General features: G+C 52.5%; 15 protein-coding genes. 9 read left to right on the top strand and 6 right to left on the bottom strand.

Annotation, left to right across the window (positions count from 1 at the left end):
- Window positions 1-35 precede the first annotated feature (35 nt).
- Genes MKY86_RS24195 through MKY86_RS24185 form a run of 3 tightly spaced genes read right to left on the bottom strand, consistent with a single transcriptional unit; the run spans window position 36 to window position 5,127 of the window.
- The gene (locus tag MKY86_RS24195) at window positions 36-3,206 is read right to left on the bottom strand and encodes a hybrid sensor histidine kinase/response regulator (protein WP_340827540.1); all 3,171 of its coding nucleotides are present in this window, start codon (window positions 3,204-3,206) and stop codon (window positions 36-38) included.
- Window positions 3,207-3,260: 54 nt separating this feature from the next.
- Window positions 3,261-4,133, bottom strand: a complete 873-nt coding sequence (locus MKY86_RS24190; RefSeq protein ID WP_076079404.1) for an EamA family transporter — start codon at window positions 4,131-4,133, stop codon at window positions 3,261-3,263.
- Between the two features lie 25 nt (window positions 4,134-4,158).
- On the bottom strand, window positions 4,159-5,127 hold the full coding sequence (locus MKY86_RS24185) for a metallophosphoesterase family protein (protein ID WP_076079405.1): 969 nt from the start codon (window positions 5,125-5,127) through the stop codon (window positions 4,159-4,161).
- 1,063 nt (window positions 5,128-6,190) lie between these two features.
- Between MKY86_RS24185 and MKY86_RS24180 the strand changes: the two genes are divergently transcribed.
- The gene (locus MKY86_RS24180) at window positions 6,191-6,961 is read left to right on the top strand and encodes a DeoR/GlpR family DNA-binding transcription regulator (RefSeq protein WP_076079406.1); all 771 of its coding nucleotides are present in this window, start codon (window positions 6,191-6,193) and stop codon (window positions 6,959-6,961) included.
- Window positions 6,962-7,046: 85 nt separating this feature from the next.
- On the opposite strand, the gene bglX is transcribed toward MKY86_RS24180, so the two are convergent.
- Window positions 7,047-9,212 carry a beta-glucosidase BglX gene (gene bglX / locus MKY86_RS24175; RefSeq protein ID WP_076079407.1) on the bottom strand — a complete coding sequence of 722 codons (2,166 nt, stop codon included), beginning with the start codon at window positions 9,210-9,212 and terminating at the stop codon, window positions 7,047-7,049.
- A 29-nt stretch (window positions 9,213-9,241) separates the two neighbouring features.
- Complete coding sequence (locus MKY86_RS24170) at window positions 9,242-12,592, bottom strand: GH36-type glycosyl hydrolase domain-containing protein (RefSeq protein ID WP_083685106.1); 3,351 nt, start codon at window positions 12,590-12,592, stop codon at window positions 9,242-9,244.
- 408 nt (window positions 12,593-13,000) lie between these two features.
- Between MKY86_RS24170 and MKY86_RS24165 the strand changes: the two genes are divergently transcribed.
- The 5 genes from MKY86_RS24165 to MKY86_RS24145 all read left to right on the top strand — a co-directional run bounded on the left by MKY86_RS24165 (window position 13,001) and on the right by MKY86_RS24145 (window position 18,542).
- Window positions 13,001-13,936 carry an ABC transporter permease gene (locus MKY86_RS24165; RefSeq protein ID WP_340827539.1) on the top strand — a complete coding sequence of 312 codons (936 nt, stop codon included), beginning with the start codon at window positions 13,001-13,003 and terminating at the stop codon, window positions 13,934-13,936.
- A gap of 27 nt (window positions 13,937-13,963) precedes the next feature.
- On the top strand, window positions 13,964-14,860 hold the full coding sequence (locus MKY86_RS24160; protein WP_036725974.1) for a carbohydrate ABC transporter permease: 897 nt from the start codon (window positions 13,964-13,966) through the stop codon (window positions 14,858-14,860).
- Between the two features lie 79 nt (window positions 14,861-14,939).
- Window positions 14,940-16,514: a DUF3502 domain-containing protein gene (locus MKY86_RS24155; RefSeq protein WP_340827537.1), complete on the top strand. Its 1,575-nt coding sequence runs from the start codon at window positions 14,940-14,942 to the stop codon at window positions 16,512-16,514.
- A 65-nt stretch (window positions 16,515-16,579) separates the two neighbouring features.
- A complete protein-coding gene (locus MKY86_RS24150; RefSeq protein WP_076079409.1) occupies window positions 16,580-17,602 on the top strand; it encodes a LacI family DNA-binding transcriptional regulator in 1,023 nt (340 codons plus the stop codon).
- 43 nt (window positions 17,603-17,645) lie between these two features.
- Entirely contained in the window at window positions 17,646-18,542 is an 897-nt protein-coding gene (locus MKY86_RS24145) for a sugar phosphate isomerase/epimerase family protein (RefSeq protein WP_076079410.1), read from the top strand.
- Between the two features lie 72 nt (window positions 18,543-18,614).
- On the opposite strand, the gene MKY86_RS24140 is transcribed toward MKY86_RS24145, so the two are convergent.
- Window positions 18,615-18,794, bottom strand: coding sequence for a hypothetical protein (locus tag MKY86_RS24140; protein ID WP_036697495.1), 180 nt, complete (start codon window positions 18,792-18,794; stop codon window positions 18,615-18,617).
- 338 nt (window positions 18,795-19,132) lie between these two features.
- On the opposite strand from MKY86_RS24140, the gene MKY86_RS24135 reads away from it, so the two are divergent.
- From MKY86_RS24135 to MKY86_RS24125, 3 genes are all read left to right on the top strand, one after another.
- Window positions 19,133-19,555, top strand: coding sequence for a hypothetical protein (locus tag MKY86_RS24135; RefSeq protein ID WP_076079411.1), 423 nt, complete (start codon window positions 19,133-19,135; stop codon window positions 19,553-19,555).
- A 3-nt stretch (window positions 19,556-19,558) separates the two neighbouring features.
- Entirely contained in the window at window positions 19,559-19,957 is a 399-nt protein-coding gene (locus MKY86_RS24130) for a hypothetical protein (protein ID WP_076079412.1), read from the top strand.
- Between the two features lie 134 nt (window positions 19,958-20,091).
- The gene (locus MKY86_RS24125; RefSeq protein ID WP_076079413.1) at window positions 20,092-21,279 is read left to right on the top strand and encodes a hypothetical protein; all 1,188 of its coding nucleotides are present in this window, start codon (window positions 20,092-20,094) and stop codon (window positions 21,277-21,279) included.
- Window positions 21,280-21,437: the final 158 nt, after the last annotated feature.

Raw genomic sequence — 21,437 nt, 5'->3', positions numbered from 1 at the left:
TTGTGGTCAAAAGTCTGAGCTGTATAACTACAGGATCACTCCCGCCTCCGCTCAGGAATCACAAAGGATACTGTAGTGCCAACTTCGGGCTGGCTGCGGATGACGAGACCTTCGCCGTAGAGCTGGGTCAGGCGGCGATTGGTGTTCAGCAGGCCGATGCCGCGGTGGGCCCGGAAGGTGTCGTCGAGCAGACGGGCCACCTGTTCCCCGCTCATGCCCTTGCCGTTGTCCTCCACTTCGAAGGAGGTGTATCCCTTCTGGCGGTGAATGCGGACCTGGAGCTTGCCTCCGGCTTTGCGGCTCAGCAGGCCGTGTCTGACGGCGTTCTCCACTAGCGGCTGTAGGGTGAGCGGAGGAAGCAGCAGCTCGATGCCGGGATCAACCTCCCATTCGATCTGCAGACGTTCCTCGAAGCGCGCCTTCTCAATGAAGAGATAGGATTCTACCAGCTCCAGCTCATGGGAGAGTCCAACGAGCTGCTGCGAATTCATATAATCGAAGCTGATGCGGAGGTAGGAGGAGAAGGCTTCTCCGAGATCGCGCATCTTCGGCTGGTCGAATTCACTCAGCGCCATCAGCGCGTTCAGCGTGTTAAACAGGAAGTGCGGCTGAATCTGTGCCTGCAGGTAAGCTGCCTCCATCCGCAGGCTCTGGTTGATGGACTGCTTCAGTCCGGTTAGCGAGCGGACCCGGTACTTCAGCTCCAGCGCGTCCACCGGCTTGGCGACATAATCGTTGGCCCCGGCCAGGAAGCCGGTATAGATGTCCGCTGGCTGGTTGCGGGCGGTGAGCAGCAGGATCGGCAGCTCCGAGAGGGAGAAGCGCTGCCGGACGATCCGTGTTAATTCATAGCCGGACATGTATGGCATCATCACATCGGCGATCAGCAGATCCCACGGCTCGGTGCCAAGCAGCTCCAAGGCTTCCCCGGCGCTGGTAGCGGTGACCAATTGATAATGCTCTGCCGAGAGCATGCTGGAGAGCACCTTTAGATTGACCGGATCATCATCGACAGCCAGGATCAGAGACTTGGCCGACTGAGAGGCGTCCTGTATCTGCGGCGGAGCCGTTAACTCTATAGGGACTGTGAGATTGATGATATCCGCCTGCTGTAATAACAGCCGGCCTTCCTCAAGCAGCAATCCCTTTAGATCCGGGTGGTCCGGCTGCCTTGCGGCGGCTGGCTCCTGATCCGTCATCTCCCGGGCCACGGCAGAGGAAGCCAGCGGAAGGGTGAAGGTGAACACCGAGCCTTTACCCGGCTCTGAATCAACCGTGAGGTCTCCTCCGTGCAGCTCGGTCAGCTGCTTGCTGATGCTTAAGCCGAGACCGATGCCGCCGCCGTCTATGATGCCTTTGCTGCCTTGTTCATACGGCGAGAAGATCCGCGCCTGCGTCTCCTTGTCGATCCCTGCTCCGGTATCAGCTACGCTGATCCATGCAAGCTTGCCGTCGGCTGCAGCGGATACGGTGACCGTTCCGGCCTGCGTGTACTTGATGGCATTGTGCAGCAGGTTATAGAGGATCTGTACAATCCGCTTCTCATCCCCCCAGACCGGCGGCAATGAAGCGGGAAGCTCATTACGCAGCTGGAGCCGTTTGCCTTCAATCATGAATTCGAACATTCCCAGCACGCCTGAGACCAGTGAACTCATGGCCAGCGGCTCCCGCTGGAGAATAATCCGCTTCTCCTGCAGACGGGTCACATCGAGCAGATCGTTAAGCATTAGGGACATTCTGCGGCTGATCGTAATGAGCAGCTCCAGATCCTTAGAGCTTTGTTCGTCCAGCGAAGCTTGCTCCTTGGAGGCTACGGTCTGGGCAATACTGATAATGCCGTGCAGCGGTGTCCGCAGCTCATGGGAGGTATTCGCCAGGAACTGGTCTTTCTTCTGGTCGCTCTCCTTGAGCTGCTGGTTGAGCAGGCGGTTCTCCTCTGCATTGCGGAAGTACCGCTTGAACCAGTAGGAGGAGAAGCCGATAATGGCGGCAATGACATCTATAGGATAATACAGGATACTGCCTTTGGCATTCGATTCCATGGCCCCGCTAATGACGCTGGAGCCGATGGCGGCGGCGGCAAACAGCAGGAAGAAGGAATCCTGTTCCTGCCGCATGACCATCCGTCCGATAGAATAGATTACCCCGACTACTGGAAGCAGGTAGAGGACGGAGAAGAAGGGTCTGGCATAGACCACGTAATGTGCCGGTAAGATCAGAACATAGGCGGTATAGAGCAGCAGAACCAGCAGATAGATTTTGAACAGCCAGCCAGGACGTTCGTAGGCAGAGAAGCTGCGTGTCAGCAGCAGCATGAACAGCGATAACGCAGGATAGGCCAGCAGTTTGAGCTTCAGCGCCCATGTATAGTTAATAGGGAACCAGAGCAGCAGGATCGTATCGTTATCGGCTACAATGGTAGTTGCTACTGCCAGCAGCAGGAGGAAGAAGAGCAGGAATGACCGTTGCCGCCGGTTAAAAAAGAATAAAATCCCCGCATACAGCGCATGCAGCAGCATGATCACGAAGGTAACCAGCTGGAAGCCGATCGAATACATCCGTTCAGTATCCACGGCTGCCTTGGAGCCGAACCGGATCGACCGGACAATCCCGCCCTCCAGCGGATGGTCGTAGTTGGCGGCCCGGACAAGGAGGACAATCTCCTGCCTTCCCGGCTCGTCGTAGGCTGCGGTGTAAGAGACCGCCTTAGGGATATAGTCCCCGCTGCTTACGGCCAGCTTCCCGAAGCTGGTCTCTCTCTGCTCGTTAATATCAATGCTGGAGGTGGCCTGAATCCGCTGAATCCAGAAGCCGTAAGGCTCATTCTGTGACGGATCTATAAGGATACGCAGCTTGTATGTGCCATAGCCCAGAGAGGATTGCTCCCCTTCCGGGAAGCCGCTGCTCCAGTCACCTGGAACCTTGACGAAATGGGGGGCGGCCGCAGCCTGTCCGGCGGAATCCTCATAGCCGATGAACTGGCCGGGATAGAACTCCCATTCTCCATCCAGCTGAATGGACGGGGAATGCTCGAAGTCCCAGCCCCGCATATCCAGTACCCCTTGCTGTGCTTCGGGATGCTCAGACGCTGTATTGGCATTGAACCACAGATAGCGCAGACTGATCAGAATGGTTAGATAGAGAAGCAGCAAGAGAGCCTGCTTCGGGTTGAATCTGGCTTTGGCCTTCATTAGGTGTGTACTCATCGAGGTTGTCTTCATCATACGGTTTCAATTCGACATCTGTGATCCTTATCCTGCTTACCCCCAGATGCCAATTAGCAGAATTCCGCAGAAAATGACGACCGAGCATATCATCCGCCGCACGCCCTGACGCTCCTTCAAGAGAAGCACACCGAGGAGAGTAGCAAATATGGTGCCGATCTCTCTCAGCGGGCTGATATGGGCGAGCGGTGCCTGCTGAAGTGCGAACAGGAACAGCAGATAGGAGCCCGGATTCAGCACGCTGCCCAGCAGAATGGTGAACTTGTTGCGGCGCCACTCTTCAAGCAGCTTCCGCGATCTCAGGACCGCAGGGGTCAGTCCGGCAACGAAGCCGATATTGGTCACCTCAAGCAGCGCGAGCGGCGACATATGCTGAAGGTTCAGCTTATCGACGAATACGTAGCAGGTGGTGCATAATCCTACGCAGAGGGCCATGAGTATCGGTGTATAGTAGCCTAAGGGGGTGCCGGGGTCGGAGGAAGCCGGGAGTCTTCTTCTTGCGCCGATTCCGCTGAGGACAGCGAAGCCGCCTAGCATGCAGCAGATCCCGATCCAGCCGTAGACAGACAAGGATTCCTTCAGGAAAATAACGCCGATCAGCGGAATAAGCAGCGTGCTTGTCCCCCGCATCACCGGGTAGATCTGGGACAGGTCGCCCATCTCATAGGTTATGGATAAAAGCCAGGAATATAAGGCCTGCAGCGCCACAGACAGCAGCAGCAGGGCGTAAGCACCGGCGGCCAGCGGCTGTGTCCACAGCTCGATCAGCAGGACCGGTAGCAGCAGCACCGTGGAGACCATCATGATCGACCACAGGAAGATACTTTTATTCAGGCTTCTTTTGGTGAACATGCTCCACACCGCGTGGCATATTCCGGAAGCCAGCACCAAAAGAATTGGCAGCAGCATGGATAGTCAACCCCTCAGGAAGTAGTTAGTGTTGTGAATCGGCAGCAGAGAGAGGCGTATGGGCAGGCTGTTCAGTGCACCGGGAGCCGTCTGCCAGCCGGAGCCAGGTGTCGAAGGACGGATGGTCCTGCTCTAGACGGATGATGCGCGCGCCCCGCTTGAGGTTGTCGTGCCCGTAGGTATTATAGCCGGTTGCCCGGCCATAGCTGAGGCGGATGCCATGCAGCGTACCGGTGAAATCATTGATATGGTCATGTCCGCAAAAGGTGCCCGCCACATCGCCCATCTCTACGAGCGTAGCGAATAACCCTGAATTCAGCACCGGAGCGCAGACCCGTTCATACTTATGTCCGTAGCAGACCTGGGTGTTCCACATTTCGTCATATTCGGGCAGCGGGATATGGAAGAACGCCAGTGCTTGCCGCTTCGCCTGACCTTCTCCGGGATTCAGCCGCGCAGACTGCTCTGCCAGCCAATCCATCTGGTTGCGCCGGACCCAGCTATACCCGGGAATCTGCTCCAGCGGAGAGTAGGCACCAGTATCGAGCATATAGAGGATGGCTCCCGTATGATTGCCTGCGCCCTCAATCTCCAGGACGTAATTGCTTGAACCGGCAAGCTCCGCCGGACCAGCCTCAGCCAGACAGTGCGGAGACTCCTGCGCAATCTCCATCAGCTCGCTGTAGGTCACTCCGTTCTCCGTGTCATGGTTGCCGAATACGAACGCCCAAGGCACACCGGAATTCACTACAGCAGCCACTGCATCGCGGAAGGCCTGCTGGGGGTCCTGGCAAGGAAGCTCGCCTTCACGGACTGGCCCCGTATAGATCGTATCTCCTGTGAAAATAACCAGGTCCGGCTGCTCCGCATTCAGCACCAGCTCCATCAGCTCCCGGGTCTGCTGATCCTCTGCTCTTCCATCCATCCAGTGGAGGTCGGTGAACTGTGCAATGGTGAAGGTGCCGTCTGGCCGAAATGATAATTTACTGTTCATGCGGGAAATCCCCTCTCTTGTCAATCCGATTATGGGTTAAGCGGTAAGGCGTGTGGTGATGTAATAGTGCGTGTTTGTTGATTCAATGTGTTGTTGATTCAATGTGTTGTTGATTCGTGTTTCTTTATGTTGTTTCATGTTGATTTTAGGCTCGGATGGTTATTCTGTCAAGCTTCATTTCGTGCTGGTTGTATTCTCTGCAATAGAATTAGCACGATATTAGGCAAAAGCTCATTCTGCTGTAGTTCATACATTAGATTTCACTAATATAGCTTCAAAACCTCTTCTTAGCAGAATTCTAGTGTACAAAGTGCAGCAGAGGCCATTTTTCGGACGATTTTGGAGTAATCTGCTGTATGAAGTACAATGTGTGCTAGACCTACATAGCTACCAAGGATATTTCTGTGGTAGGGGTCTCGCATTGACAAGTAGAATTCAGATTCATATACTGGTGAAAACAACATCAATACACTAGAAACAACATTTTGACTAGAGATACCCAACATACATTTGAGTTTACTAACTAGTACCTTATCGTATTTTAAAATAGTGGAGCAGACGCAATACCCCTTCAAATTACATCTTTTTCCAAGCGGGCCTTGTTCTTCAGGGGCGTTTGGCTTAGCGTACCGGACTGAGGTGCTCTTATTTGGGAAGAAAGTCGCCAATTGGGCGAGTAACGGACTCCACAGGCCTTATCCTTTGCACTTCAACTCCGAAACGTCTCATAGAGAGACTATAAGGTCCACTGGGTCCGTTAAGCCGCAAAAAGTGGCGTTTTCGCGGGGATAAGATCTCTCCGGTCCGTTAGATTTTGGGTTTTATTCTGATGCTCTACTAGTTCGTGCAGCAGAATGTATGCTGTTTTTAGCATACATAGGGCCGGATTACCTTCGTGCAGCAGCCGTCATCGGATTTCTCCCGCGAAAAGTGGCTGAATCAAGGGAATCTGGGACAACAGCGGCTGGAGGGGCAACTATTCTCTGGTGTCACGGCCAATCCCATCATAGAAAAAATAAAAGTACAATCTATATAAAATCCACAACGATAGGAGGAAGCAAGGATGTCGCTGACCTATGAAGAACGCAAGCACACGATTCTGTCCCAGCTGGACCTTGAGGGCAAGGTGCAGGTGCATTTTCTTGCGGAACGGTTCGGGGTGACGACGGAGACGATCCGGCGCGATCTTGACCGGCTGGAGAAGGAAGGGCGGCTGCGCAAGGTGTACGGGGGAGCGGTGCGAATCCGCTCGGAGAATCATGAGCCTACGTTCATGAAGCGCGCCCAGATGCATCTGCCGGGCAAGCAGGCCATCGGCAAGCTGGCAGCCTCACTCATTCAAGATGGTGAGACGGTGATCCTCGACAACGGGACAACGACCCTTGAGATTATGCGCGCGCTGAAGGACCGTACACAGGTGACGGTGATTACGAACTCTGTTCCCGTGCTGAATTGTGCGCTGGAGCAGTTTGCGGGGAAGGTTATTTTTGCCGGGGGCGAGGTGAATGCAGGGTATCAGGCGGCAGTAGGGGGCACCGCGCATGATCTGCTGGGTCAGTTCAAGGTGAATAAGGCGTTCATCTCTGCCGGAGGGATCTCGCTCTCGGAGGGAATCACCGACTACCACCTGGAGGAAGCCCTCATCTCCCGCAAAATGATGGAACGGGCCGAGGAATCCATTCTGGTCGCGGATCATTCCAAATTCGGCATCACTACCTTTGCCCAGATCGCTCCGCTCGAGCATATCTCCATGGTGCTGACGGACAGCGGCTGCTCTGCGGAATGGAAGGATACCTTTGCCCGGCTGGATATCGAGCTGCTGACCGGGGCGTAACGCAGAGCTATGCAATATAAATAGCGCCAATCCTTACACTTATGAAGTGTAGGATTGGCGCTATTTGTTATGTCTATGGGTAGGGTCAGCCGATCCAGATCCGCTGCGTGCTATGGTCGCTGGAGCTTGCGCCGAGCATAATATCGAAGTCTCCAGGCTCGAACACGAGCTGATCATCCTGGCCATAGAACATGAGCATGTCTCTGGTGATCTCGAAGGACACCGTCTGCTTCTCATGCGGGGCAAGGGTAATCTGCTTGAAGCCCTTCAGCTCTTTGCCGGGACGGACCACACTTGCGGTAACATCGCGGATATAGAGCTGAACGGTCTCCTTGCCGGTAACCTCCGAGGTGTTCTCCACCTGGATGGAGGCAAGCACCTTGCTGTCTGCCGCAGCTTCTACCGTAAAGCCGCTGTAGGCAAACGTAGAATAGCTCAGGCCGTAGCCGAAGCAGAACAGCGGATCATTCGGAATATCCAGATAGCGGGTTACATAACGCACATTTGGATACTGGGGATCATAAGGGCGTCCCGTCTGATAAGCGTTATAGTACACCGGAATCTGTCCCACGGAGTAAGGGAAGCTCATGGAGAGGCGTCCGGACGGATTATAATCTCCGAACAGCACATCTGCAATGGAATTTCCCGACTCGGTGCCAAGGAACCAGGCCTGTACCAGTGCGTCACTGGACTCAAGCACTGGCGCAAGCTCCAGCGGGCGGCCGCTGAACACAATGGTGACCACCGGCTTGCCGGTTGCCTTGAGGCGGTGGATCAGCTTCTCCTGATTGGCGGACAGCCGCAGGCTGGCCTTGCTGCCGCCTTCCCCGGTATCCTGCTGGTTCTCGCCGACTGCGGCCAGAATGACGTCGCAGTCCTTCAGCTGCTCGTAAGCCGCTTCGGAAGCATCCTCCACATCGAATACACCCTCCAGCATGCTTCCTAGCTCGCCGGTCATGGCTGTGAGCAGGTCCGCTGCCGGGATTTTGCCCGTGATGCCCGTGTATAGGGAGACCGCAGGGTCTTTCTCGGTACCGGCCCAGCCGCCAAGAACATTGATTGAGGTAGCGAAGGGACCGGCGAGGCCGATCTTCATGCCGCGCTTAAGCGGCAGGACTCCGCCTTCGTTCTTCAGCAGAACGATCGAGCGGGCGCCCATCTCGCGTGCCGCCTGAAGGTGCTCAGGACTTGGCTTATCGGCTTCGTCAGCTACAGGGTCGGCATCCTTAAACGGATTGTCGAACAGGCCGAGGGCATCCTTAAGCTCCAGTACCCGGGTAACCGCTTCGTCGATCAGACGGAGGTCGAGCAGCCCTTCCTCAATCAGTTTAGCAGCGTGGTTCAGATAGTGGGTGGACATCATCTCGATATCCAGTCCCGCTACCAGGCTCTTCAGGGCAGCTTCACGTCCGTCTTGCGCTGCGCCGTGGGGCACCAGCTCGTTCACGGAGTTGAAATCGGCGATGGTTACGCCATCGAAGCCCCATTCCTCGCGGAGAATACCGCGCAGGAGCTTGCTGTTGCCGCTGGACGGAATGCGGTCGATGGTATTGAACGCAGCCATCACCATAGCGACACCGGCATCTACTGCCGCCTTGTAGGCTGGCAGATAGAACTCGCGGAGCACGCCGGTGGACATGTCCACCGTGTTATATTCACGGCCGCCTTCAGGCGCGCCGTAGCCGGCGAAATGCTTCACGCAGGCAGCGATCCGCCCCGGCTCCTTCAGATCCTTGCCCTGGTAGCCCCGGACCATGCTCTCAGTCACCCGGGCGTTCAGGTAAGGGTCCTCACCGGAGGTCTCCATGACCCGGCCCCAGCGCGGATCGCGCACGAGGTCGGTCATCGGAGAGAAGGTGAGGTGAATGCCGGCGGCAGCGCTCTCCCGCGCAGCTACTTCAGCGAACTGCTCACAGGCATCAAGATCGAAAGAACAGCCCATGGCGAGCGGAATCGGCAGAATGGTCCGGTAGCCGTGAATGACATCGGCCATGAAGATCAGCGGGATCTTCAAGCGGCTGGATTCCAGATGCCGGGTCTGCAGCTCAATGACATTCCGTGCGCCGATTCCGTTCAGAACGCTTCCGATGCTTTTGATCACCTGCGGCTCGATATTAAGCTCTTTGAATGGACCCGTCAAATCCACGGTATCATCCAGACCCCAATAGTATGGACCAAGCTGGGTAAGCTGGGCTAACTTCTCGTCTAGTGTCATATCGTTCACGAGATCCTGGATAAACGGTTTAGTCATGGCTAACTCCTTCGTAAGCGTACTGAAAGTTATTGTGTTACATAGATATGCAGCTCATCGCCGGGCAGGCTCAGCAGGTGATTCTTGGCAATGCTTACCGCGCCCGGGCGGTATGGATTCGGTAGTACCTGACCGGTAACAGCAACGCCTGCTGCCTGCACTTCAGGGGTGCGGGCCTCACCTGCGCTGATGTGATAGACGAAGGTCATCTTCTTGCCGAAGCACTCGTAAGTGAATCGCAGCCCGTCAAGAGTTGCCGGGAGTACCGGGTCAATGACCAGTTCTTCTTCACTGAAGCGGATACCCAGAACTGCCGAGATAAGCTGATTCAGGTAGATCCCGGGACCGCTGGAATACAGGCGCCAGCCGCCCTTAACCTCTACGCTGCCGTCACGCAGCTGGTCGAAGTTCTCCTGATAGCTGTAGCGGTCAGGGAAGTCGCCGTCCGAGCTGCTGAAGTACATGTTGCTCTGGCGCAGCTGGGCATTCGGCACGCTCTGCCGGATATTGATCGGGTTGATCTGGAACAGGCCGTCCCAGGCACGCTTCGCTTCGCCCAGCTTGGCGGAAGCTTCAATATAGCGGATATGGGCATGTACATATTGCAGGCTGATCTCACGGCCGACGCTGGCTGCTTGCTCCGCACGGCGGAAGATGGTGCTTACGCCGCCTTCATAGCGGGCAGGACGGTCCATCAGGCGCACTCCATCCGGGCAGTTCAGATGCTCGTCGATCAGGCGCAGGTTCTCTGCCGCCTGCTCCGGAGTAACCAGCTCCGCAATAATACTGCGGGTCATCGGCAATAACCGGTAATGAATGCCGGTCTCTGTATCCAGCGGGTGAAGCATATAATCAATGCTGCCGTCCTCCTGGAAGTAAGCGAAGCCGGCAATGACTCCATCCTTGATCAGGAGCGTACGGAACGATTCCTTCATCTCTTCCGCCATAGCAGCAAGGCTGGCGGAGAATTCAGGATCGGCAGAAGTCACCTGAGACAGATTGCGGATCACCTGGAAGGCGAGCGCTACCGTCCATGCACTTACCAGCTTGGTCTTCAGTGCTTCATTCGCAGGTTGAAGGGTATCATCCCAGTCGCCGCCTGCATAATTGATCAGGGCTGTGCCCGGCACGAAGCGTTCACGGATGGTCTCTACCGCAGCCTTGACATGCGCAAGGACGGTTGCGGTCTGCTGGCTTGGCTGAGCATCCGCCAGATGGTGATAACCGATTTCTTCCTGGAGAATCGAGTAGTCTCCGGTAGCCATGATGTAATCGCTGATGCATTTCAGCGGCCAGAGCACCACATCGCCATGCCATTCATGGGCCTGGACCGGATGCTGGTCGAACATGAACCATTGCGGCCATTCCTTGCTCTCCCACAGCTGATGCGAGTAGATCTTCAGCAGAACATTGCGGGCCAGCTCATAGTGCTGGGTCATCAGGAAGTATTCCATTGGCCCCTGGCAGACATCACGTGTACCCCAGGCTGCTCCGCCCGGCTGTTCAAGGCCGTGCGGCATGATGAAGTGGGTCATCGCATTATGGGTGTACCACCATGCCGTCTCGTTCAGGATATCAATCCGGGACTGCTCCGCGCCATCCAGCTCAAGCTGGAAGCCGGAGGTGAACGAAGCGTAGAATTCGTTATACTGTGCCTGCTCCTTCTCCAGTGTGTAAGGGACCGTCAGCGGAAGAGCCTCTGCTGCTGTAAGTCTGCCCTGAAGCACGAGCTGGAAGCCGGAGGACTGCGTTACCGATAAGGTAAGCAGAGTGCCGTTGCGCGGCTGTCTGTCGGCAAAGAACATCCGGTCATCACTGTACGTATATGCGGTTCCCGGCAACTGGATATCGAAATGCAGGCCCGGATAAGGAAGCTTCTGGAGGGACGCTTCATCAGGAAGCAGACGCAGGATGCCGTCCTTCTCTTCCACCCGTACCGGGTGCCGGAATTCATGCTCGCCCATAACCAGCTGGTTCGTGATCAGATAATCATAGGATTTGCCCAGCTTCGACTGTACCTGAAGCGCGACATCCGGCTGGCCTGCTGCTGCGATCGAAGTAACGGTCAGTACATCGTCTTCCAGCTGATAATGCCATTTCGCAAAATTCACGCCCATCTCGTAAGCCGCCGGCAGTGTAAGAATCCGGTAGACCCCGTCCATGCGGACATAGATCCGCTGACCGCTGTTCCGCTGGATATTCAGCAGGCCGCGCGGCGTGGAGAGCCCTTTATGGAAAGAGGTATTCCCCACCACAGTCTGACCGTTGAAAATACCGTACATATAGTTAGTGGAGGAGATCAGGTTGTTGTCTACCTGCTTGTCGCCCAGCAGCGAGGTGATAATATGGCCATGCGGACGTTCCACCAGCAGCTCCTTAGGCTGCAGAACCACATGGACATGCCCGTCTGTGAAGAAAGAGAGCAGCTGGCCGTTCTCCATCTCTTCAAGCTTCCGGTTAGGGAAGGCAGCATCAATCTCGGCCTGTGACCACTGTGGGGAGACATAAGGCTTGCCGATGTCGTCACTCAGCACAGGAACATCCCGGCTTGGCACGGCTTCCTTGCTGCTCCAGTCGATCTCTGCATAAGCTGCCTGCAGCTCAGCCTGGAATTCAAGCCCGGTTACAGCAGCAGGATGATTCGGACGGAACAGGCCGTAGAAGGCGAAATCAACTGGAGCCGACAGGACCATAGTCTCGGTCTGGAGTGCGGTATAAGCCAGCTCGTATTGATAATTACGGTTCTGCAGATTGCCGTTCAGCGCCTCCGGCACATAGCTTCCTTTATAGGAAATGCCGAAGAATTGCATACCATCGGTGGAATAGCCTACAGCCCGTGAACCGACTACACCCTGTTGGAGATACGGGAAGTCCGTTCCCTGCGGCTGGTTCTGGCGCGAGCATACGGCGTAGCCCTGCGGGCCTTCCCAGATGCTGTGATCCAGATATTGGCTCATGTAAAGCTCATTGGCGAGAATGCCGCCTTTGTCTGCAATGCCCACATCCTGGCCATACACTACATCTACAGTCTCACCGTTGCCGGAGAGCTGAAGCTGCCAGAACCAGATGCCGTCCTTGGCCGGTGCGAAGGTAACGCGGTAGCTGATTGCTTCTATAGAACCTTCAAAAATCAGTTTGTCATCTGTACGGGACAGCGTGGAGCCCGACTTAATACCCAGCAGCGGATAGCTCTGGATTCCTTGCTCCGTATATACGCGCAGATAGATATTATTGGAAGAGCCGTCTGCCGGATTACCCTGGAACAGATTAATAAGAGTGGAGCCCTGCGTGAATTCAAAAATATCTCCTGTAGGCAGGAATGTATACGACAGGTCATCCCGGGTTAAGGTAATCATGTTCATTTGTTGTTTGAATATCATATCGAGCCTCGCTTTCCAGTGCTTAAGTTAGGACATGAAATCGATCAGAACGGGGGAATTCATCATCAGATGTCACAAAAAAGGGCTGACATGTCCATGTAAAGAATAAATAGAAACGTTTCCATAGGCGATACATTTCGAGTTTAGACTTTTGACTGAAAAAAGTCAATTATCTATAAAAAAAACGCCTTTTCATCTATTATGAACAGCAAAATGTAATTTTATTACTTGTTATTTAAAAATAAAAAATGTTTGACAGCGTATACAAGGAAGGAGTATGCTCTGAGCAAGGGGAAACACAAAGAAATAATGGAAACGTTTCTATATGGTCGAAAAGGGTTAATTAGTTGCAGTAGAATGCTTAATTAGTTGCAGTGGAATGCAATGTTTAATTTGGAGGTGGGTTCATTGGCAAGATTTGTACAATCGGGCGGAAATGTTGTCCGGGAATTAGTGAAGAACAAAGTGCTGTATCTCATGCTGCTGCCTGTCATTGTGTATTTTGCTGTGTTTCATTATGCGGTAATGCCTGGCGCGTACGTTGCATTCGTAGATTACAAGCTCAACAAAGGGATCTTTGGCAGTGACTTTATCGGACTCAAGAATTTCGAGTTCCTGATTCAGAACGGAGACCTCTGGAATATCACCAAGAATACTTTGCTCTACAATCTGGTGTTCCTTGCACTGGGTAACATCATCCAGATTGTATTTGCCATCATGCTATCGGAGATTGCGGGCAAGTGGTTCAAGAAGATCTCCCAGTCGGTTATTCTGCTTCCAAACTTCATCTCGATGGTTATCGTCGGCGTGTTCGCGTATAACCTGTTCAATTTCAACTCCGGGTTTATCAATACGATGCTTACCAGTACGGGCTTAGACAAGATTGAGTTCTACTCCGACGCTGGAATCTGGAAATACATCATTGTAGCATTCAAGATCTGGGCAAGTACCGGTTACGGTATGATTGTCTATCTGGCAGCTATAACGGGGATTAACCATGATCTTTATGAAGCGGCCTATATGGACGGCGCCACTACCTGGCAGCGTATCCGTTATATGACTCTGCCGATTCTGAAGCCAACCTTCATTCTGCTCCTCCTGTTCGGTATGGGCGGAATTCTCAAAGGCTCCTTCGACCTCTTCTACAATTTGATTGGAACAAACTCCGTGCTGTATCCGCAGACGGATATTATAGATACTTATGTCTTCCGGTCGCTCGTCGGACAATTTAACTTCTCCATGGGTGCAGCAGTAGGCTTCTACCAATCCTTATTCGGTCTGGTTCTGGTGCTTGTCGTTAACTTTATTGTGCGCAAGGTTGAACCGGATAGCGCGTTGTTCTAAGACAAGATAAGAAACAGGGGTGTTAATATGGCAAGTAATACTATTAAACAGGATTCAGGCAGCATTTTCATTAAGGTGATCAGCTACATTTGCATCTCCGTATTTGCCCTGTTCTGTGTGTTTCCGTTTGCGCTGATGATCTCTTCCTCCTTCATGAATGAGCAGGAGATTATCCGCGAGGGGTACAAGCTGATACCGAATGAGATCTCTTTCAAGGCCTATGAATTGTTGCTCAGTAACTCCTCCAAGCTGGTGGATGCTTATCAGGTAACGATCTTTATCACAGTCGTCGGTACGGTGCTCGGGCTGTTCATGATGTCCATGGCCGGATTTGTCCTGAACCGCAAGGATTTCAAATACCGTAACTTCTTCTCCTTCCTGATCTATTTCACCACCTTGTTCAGCGGAGGATTGATTCCGACTTACATTCTGATGGTTAAGCATCTGCACCTCAAGGACAATCTGTTCGCCATGATCCTGCCGGCGGTGGTAGGGGCGTGGTCGATCTTCCTGATGCGTAACTTCATGAAGGCGATCCCGGATTCCCTGTATGAATCAGCGACGATTGACGGCGCAGGCGATTTCCGCATCTACTGGCGGATCTTCATGCCGCTGGCGGTTCCGTCACTGGCAACGATCGGACTGTTCTCGGCACTAGGCTTCTGGAATGAGTGGTACAACGGAATGCTGTACATGGACACTCAGAGCAAGTTCCCGCTCCAGTACTTCCTGCAGCGCATGATCAACCAGGCGAATATGGGCAGTCTCATCAACTCGGGGGCGGTCATTAATACAGCCGATCTGCCGACCCAATCGATCAAAATGGCTACAGCCGTGCTGGCCACAGGCCCGATCATTCTCCTGTATCCATTCATTCAGCGTTACTTCGTAACCGGTCTTACCATCGGTGCTGTCAAGGGTTAATGGACGCCTGCTTCAAATGAAGGGTGTTTGTTATAGATGCAAAAACCATAATATAGAAAAGAAAAGGGAGGCTTACCGAATGAAAGGTAAAAAGATTGCTTCTTCTCTAGCCGCTGTCCTCATGCTTACTGGAGTGCTATCCGCTTGTTCGTCAAGCAATAATGCAAATGGTGGAAATACAGGCTCGTCGAACACTCCGTCCACTTCCACTAATTCCGGAGGCGTAGACACTTCTAAGGAAGCGAAGTTGACGTACTACCTGTGGGGCAGTGAGGGAGTTACCAATAAAGACATTCTGGCTGAGATTAACAAGAAGCTTAAGGCCGATCTGAATACTACGCTTGAAATCAAATATATTGACTGGGGAGACGTAGCGACCAAGTATCCGCTGCTGTTCGCTTCCGGCGAATCGTTCGATCTGTCGCATGCTTCTCCGGGTGCTCCTGTGTCTTACTACACTCTGGCTACTGAAGGTGCGCTGACCGACATTACCGACATGCTGGACAAGGTAGCGCCTAAGCTGAAAGCGGAGATTCCAGAATCCTCCTGGCAGAACACGAAGGTGGATGGCAAAATCTACGGCGTACCGAGTCTGTTCAGTGAATACACGCCTGCCGGTTATGCCTACCGTACTGACCTGCTGAAGAAATACGGCATGACTGAAATTAAGTCGATTGATGATATGGTTAAATACATGGATAATGTGGTTGCCAATGAATCCTTCCCGCCAATTAACGGTAAGGCCGAGGATGCACAGAACATGTACAGAATGCTCGTAGATACTACAGGCATGTGGCTGAACGCACCTGGTATCTCGCTTAATGAATTGAACCTGGTCACTAAGAGCCCAGAGGATTACAAGACTGTATTCCATCCGGCCTTCACTCAGGAATTCGAGGATTGGGCTGTGAAAATGCGTGAGTGGGGCGACAAGGGCTACTGGGGCAAAGACGTTCTGTCCGCTTCCCTCGGCAGCAAAGACAACTTCAGAGCCGCGAACTCTGCGGGTTATCTGACTCATGCCCAGGACTGGATCGGGCAGTATGGCGGAGATATCAAGGCGCTGCCTAATTCTCCTACAGCCTTCTATACTTTTGCTGAAGCCAACAAGAAAATCAAACGTAAGATGGGTGTAGACAACTCAACAGTCATCAGTGCGAACTCCTCTAACCCAGAGCGTTCTCTGATGGTTATTGAGAAATTCATGACGGATGAAAGCTACTACAACCTGATGCAGTACGGTATTGAAGGCAAGCACTACGTTATTGAAGATGGTGTCAAGAAACAGCCCGCAGGCTTCAATGAAAAAACAGACGGCGGCGGCTTCTCGGCTTGGTCGCTCAGAAACGACAAGTTCGTGATTCCTAGTGATACTGAGAATCCGGTCCGTAAAGACCTGTTCGCTGCATGGGATAAAGAAGCGATCGATGATCCGTACAACGGCTTCAGCTTCGACCCGGCTAATGTAACTACCGAAATTGCTTCAATCTCGAACGTGAATGCACAGCTTGGTATTCAGCTCATGCTGGGTAAAACAAATAAAGATCCAAAAACGGCTGTAGCAGAATACCGCGATCAGCTGAAAAAAGCAGGAGTTGACAAGGTCATTGCCGAAGTAGAGAAACAATTGGCAGAATTTACACCTGTTAACTAAAAGAATGTATAGGTTACAGGGGAGCTATATCTTATAGCTCCCTTACCTATAAATGGGGGAGTAGAGTGGACGTAAACATTAAGGATATCGCGAGGATATCCGGTGTCGGCATCTCAACAGTATCCAGAGTCATTAATAATAAGGGGCTGGTGAGCGATGCCACCCGGGAGAAGGTTCTGAGTGTCGTCAAGGAATATAACTATATTCCCAATTCCAATGCCCGAAATCTGAAAACAACCCAATCCAAAAATATTGCACTTATGGTTAAAGGGATTACTAACCCGTTTTTCTCCATTATGATTAAGGAGATTGAACGTCAGGTCAATCTGCGCGGCTATCCGTTTCTCATCCATCAGGTAGAGGACGGCACCGATGAGATCAACGCTGCCATTCAGCTGGTGAAGGAGAAGAATCTTAGCGGAATCATTTTCATGGGCGGTACCTATAATCACTCCGAAGAGAAATTCAAGCAGTTAACGGTTCCATTCGTACTCACGACCATCACTACCTCACAGGAAGTGGACCCGTCCATCTTCTCAAGCGTAACGATCGATGAATCCAAGGAAGCTTATAAGGCAACCTCATATTTAATTTCGCTTGGACATCGAAACATCGGCTTTCTCGCCAAATCTCCTTTACTGGAAGACACCACAGGCAGCCGCCGCCTTCTTGGCTACAAGATGGCGCTGGAAGAACATAACATACCTTATCATTCGGGATTCGTAGAGGATTGTGAATACAGTCCAAGCTCGGGCTTCAACGCTGCACGCAGACTGCTGAACCGCGACAGAACCGTAACTGCTATCTTTGCGGCCTCCGATACGATTGCGATCGGTGCGGCCAAAGCTGTGCTTACCGCAGGCTTATCTATCCCCGATGATATTTCGATCATCGGCTTCGACGGTATTGAGATGGCCGAATACTATCATCCTGCGCTGGATACGATCAGCCAGCCGGGCACCGAAATGGCACTGTCCAGTGTGGGTGTGCTGTTTGACCTGATTACCAAACATTCCTCCCATCAGCATATTGTCTATGATGCGGTATTGCTCAAGCGCGGCTCTTGCAAGATGATTAAGGGCCGGTAACAGCAGGGCGCTGACTATAAAACTAACTGGAGTTGACAAAATCATGCAAGATTCACTAAGAATAGGGACGCTTGTACGCGGCGGCGAAGCCGTCCAGGTCATTCCGCAGATTGTGGAGCATGGCTTCGAATCCTTTCAACTGAATTTCTGGCAGACGGTTGGCGATACCGATCTGGTGGAGACGGCGGCACGGATTCGGGAGCTGGCTGCTGAACATCACTTCGTGATCTCATCTGTCGGGATCTATGGTAATCCGCTTGGCGGCGGGCCGGAGGCTGAGACGGAGGCCACCTTGGCGGGCTGGGAGCAGCTGATTGAGCACGCTCACTTGTTCGGGACGGACATTATTGGCGGCTTCACCGGACGGCTGCCCGGCTCGTCGATTGACGAATCGCTTCCGAGATTCGCCGAGGTGTTCGGCGAATTGTCGAAGCGGGCGGCAGATAAGGGTCTGCGGATTGCTTTTGAGAACTGTGCGATGGGCGGGAGCTGGCAGAAGGGTGACTGGAATATCGCCCATAACCCTACAGCTTGGGAGAAAATGTTCAACGCCGTTACGGCAGACAATCTCGGGCTGGAATGGGAGCCTGCCCATCAGCTCACCGCGCTGATTGATCCGATCCCGCAGCTGCGCAAATGGGTGGATAAGATCTTCCATGTCCATGGCAAGGATGTGACGATTGCCTGGGACATAGTCAAGGAGTACGGAATTCATGGTCCGAAGCCTTATGTGTGGGACCGGACGCCGGGCTTCGGGGATACGAACTGGACGGATATTATCACCATTCTCCGGCAGGGCGGCTATCAGGGCACGATTGATATTGAAGGCTGGCATGATCCGGTCTACCGGGACGAGCTGGAGATGACAGGCCAGGTCCATGCGCTGAATTACCTGAAGCATTGCCGGGGCGGCAGTATGATACCCAATCCGGTTGTATGAGTATACAAGAAAGACCTCATGATTCACATCTGCGGATGTGGCCGTGAGGTCTTTTTGGTTGTAGTTATGTGATTAGATGAATCGCTTGATGGTCCAATAGGGGACGGTGAAGGTCCCTTTATTCGTTTCAATATGCAGTGCATCTGCGGAATGATCGATTTGGCATACTCCGGTGTACGTTTCTCCGCTGATTAAATGCACGCGCTGGCATAGATTGGAGAGAAGTGCATGTTGAATATCCTGTTTAATCATACCGTTCACTTCCTCCTCGAATGCAGTATGCTTGTAAAGCTCTGTACTTATTATTAAACACGAATAGGAGATTTTAACAGCAAAAATGGTTACAGTTTTGTACCATTTCTTATTTACATTCGGCTGATGGAGGTATATTGTTAATAGCGCTGTCTGAAGAGGTGGAAGCGCTATGAGTGATAGTCATGGATTCAAATTGGATTATGCAGGCTGGCCAAGAATGTTTAGGATAAATAATAAATGTGTTATTATATGTGTATACTTCGACACAACTAAGTGCGTGTAAGAATAATCTTAGCATATCAAGGTAAAAGTAGAAGGGGAGGTCGATAGCCCATATGAATACCATTCGTCACAAGGCGGTGCATTCAATGACAAGTGATCCTAAGAACATCACAACCTCAATGATAAACTTTGCCAAAAATAATGTACTCTCGATTACAGAATTGACTCGTAAAAATAAGCTGTCAGAAATACTCGAAACCTTTAATGATCAAAAAAGTGAAGAAATCTTCTTAGTGAAGAGTGGCCGTCAGAGGGACTCCATGGGTGCGATAATTAACGTGGAATTTCTGACTGAATTACTTCAACTGCGTGATAAGTATTACGAGGCCATGGATAAGGCAGTAGAAGCTACAGCCTTACAGCGGCTGGAAACCTTCGAACCTAACGTCTCTTTGGCACACGCTTTAGATGAGATCGGTGTAACGGATATAAATCTTCAGGAAATTCAAGATATGGCGGATGAATTGGAGATATAGTTGATGCAGCCATCCGAAATAGAGAATAAATTACAGCAGCTACTTGCCGATACTAATGTTGAAGTTGTTTTAGGATCAGGTGCGCTTAATGATTTAAAGAGCTACCGAAAAGAGATCACCACCATATTGGCCTTAATCTATAAGCAGGCACTGAGAGGGCCGCTGATCAAACCTGATGGTTATGGCGAACCTCTTATTGGAAAGCTGTTGGGTTTTACAAAAATAAAACCCAAAGCAATGGCGTTGCGGATTGTTTACAGACCGGTTCTGCAGTCTAATGGAATGATTCGTATGGAGATTATTGCTATAGGTCCTCGTGATAAAGATAAGGTATACAATTGGGCAGATGAACGAGTCGAATCCTTTAAAACTGAAATGAGCAAAGAAGAGACAAATGAATAGGCTGCATTCTGTTACTTTAGTGACGGAATGCGGTCTTTTTATATCATGTGAATCAGAAGCTCTGGCTACAATATTCATATGCCTTCGGAGTGGCATTCTGTAGAGAGGGTATATATATGTAGGAGGTGTTACCGATGAATAGAACGACCAGATTACAGCAGATAACCGTAACTCTTCTTATCGCAGGTCTAGTTACCCTGTCAGGCTGGGGAGCGGCGGCTTTCCCGGTTCAGGCGGCGGCAGCTTCGGCCGCGGCACCGGCTTGCGGGACTGGAGATCACGGACTGCTTCAGGATTTGCAAAAGGCACATAGCGGAGCTGACAGCATTCCGCTTACCTTCTCGGATGTGGAGTTTCTGAACGCGAATATCGGGCGCGCAGCCGGGAACGGCTTCCTGATTGGAACCTCGGACGGCGGCTGCCATTTCCAAAAGATCTATGAAGGACAGTGGAGCTTCCAGCAGATTGATTTCCCGGATAATGTTCACGGCTGGGCACTTGCCACGGTCAAGGACGGGCAGGCTAAATATCTGCTAAGAACAGCAGATGGCGGCTCTACCTGGACAAGGCTGTGGAACCAGGCAGTAACCTTTGAACGGATAGAGTTCCTGGACAGCAGCCAGGGCTTCGGCTACAACCGCGCATCTACATATTATACGAAGGATGGCGGGGAGAGCTGGAGTCTGATCAAGACGCCTGCCAACACACGCGGAGCAGAATTCATCAGCAGGAATAACGGCTGGGCTGTGGTAGTTGTTCCCGGGAGCGGCTATCGGGTAATGAAGACAACTAACGGCGGAGCAGCCTGGAAGCAGGTAGTTAGCGCCTCCACCCCTGAGGCGAATTACGGACAGATCTACGCCAAGGGCAGTCAGGTGTATGCTCTGCTGTACGGCGGCGTCGGCATGTCGCAGACCTCTTATTCCCTCTACGGCAGCTCTAACTCCGGCGGCAGCTGGACCCGGGTGATTGCCCAGGAGACCGCAGGCGGCGGTCCGGCTCCGGGCAGCGGCGCAGCCGTAGCGAAGAAGGGCCCCGCTTCGGGCACCCCTGGCAATATGGTGCTGATCGGCACACAGACTGCCTTCCTGGCAGGGTACCAGCCGGCAGCGGAGCAAGTGGGCATCGGGCTCACCAAGAACAACGGACAGAGCTGGAAGAATCAGCAGACCGTTCCCGGCTTCGAAGGAACGATCTCGTTCACCGATGCCAACCAGGGCTGGCTGGCGGTCAAGGATTTGAACAGCTCCACCCTCTACGTGACTAAGGATGCAGGTGCTACCTGGACAGCGCGGTTTTCTTTTGAGACGGCAGGGCGGTAGGTTGTCCGTAAGATAATGGCGAATGACGCAGGAAAGAATGAATGACGAAGATGAATGACAAATGACAAATGACGAAGGTCAAAGGCAAAGACAAAGACAAAGACGGGTCTTCTCCCTATGGGGGCGGGCCCGTCTTGCTTGTTGTAATAGGAGCAATC

This window comes from Paenibacillus sp. FSL R7-0333, from assembly GCF_038000365.1.
Lineage (GTDB): Bacteria > Bacillota > Bacilli > Paenibacillales > Paenibacillaceae > Paenibacillus_AQ > Paenibacillus_AQ silagei.
Note: the sequence above shows the minus strand (reverse complement) of the source record. Positions and strands in the feature narration are given on the sequence as shown.

Excerpts from the sequence above, each read along its gene's own strand:
- MKY86_RS24125 (WP_076079413.1), top strand. The coding sequence starts at position 20,092 with ATGAATAGAACGACCAGATTACAGCAGATAACCGTAACTCTTCTTATC.
- MKY86_RS24180 (WP_076079406.1), top strand. The coding sequence starts at position 6,191 with ATGTCGCTGACCTATGAAGAACGCAAGCACACGATTCTGTCCCAGCTG.
- bglX (WP_076079407.1), bottom strand. The coding sequence starts at position 9,212 with ATGACTAAACCGTTTATCCAGGATCTCGTGAACGATATGACACTAGAC.
- MKY86_RS24185 (WP_076079405.1), bottom strand. The coding sequence starts at position 5,127 with ATGAACAGTAAATTATCATTTCGGCCAGACGGCACCTTCACCATTGCA.
- MKY86_RS24195 (WP_340827540.1), bottom strand. The coding sequence starts at position 3,206 with ATGAGTACACACCTAATGAAGGCCAAAGCCAGATTCAACCCGAAGCAG.
- MKY86_RS24170 (WP_083685106.1), bottom strand. The coding sequence starts at position 12,592 with ATGATATTCAAACAACAAATGAACATGATTACCTTAACCCGGGATGAC.
- MKY86_RS24190 (WP_076079404.1), bottom strand. The coding sequence starts at position 4,133 with ATGCTGCTGCCAATTCTTTTGGTGCTGGCTTCCGGAATATGCCACGCG.
- MKY86_RS24130 (WP_076079412.1), top strand. The coding sequence starts at position 19,559 with ATGCAGCCATCCGAAATAGAGAATAAATTACAGCAGCTACTTGCCGAT.
- MKY86_RS24145 (WP_076079410.1), top strand. The coding sequence starts at position 17,646 with ATGCAAGATTCACTAAGAATAGGGACGCTTGTACGCGGCGGCGAAGCC.
- MKY86_RS24135 (WP_076079411.1), top strand. The coding sequence starts at position 19,133 with ATGAATACCATTCGTCACAAGGCGGTGCATTCAATGACAAGTGATCCT.
- MKY86_RS24160 (WP_036725974.1), top strand. The coding sequence starts at position 13,964 with ATGGCAAGTAATACTATTAAACAGGATTCAGGCAGCATTTTCATTAAG.
- MKY86_RS24140 (WP_036697495.1), bottom strand. The coding sequence starts at position 18,794 with ATGATTAAACAGGATATTCAACATGCACTTCTCTCCAATCTATGCCAG.
- MKY86_RS24155 (WP_340827537.1), top strand. The coding sequence starts at position 14,940 with ATGAAAGGTAAAAAGATTGCTTCTTCTCTAGCCGCTGTCCTCATGCTT.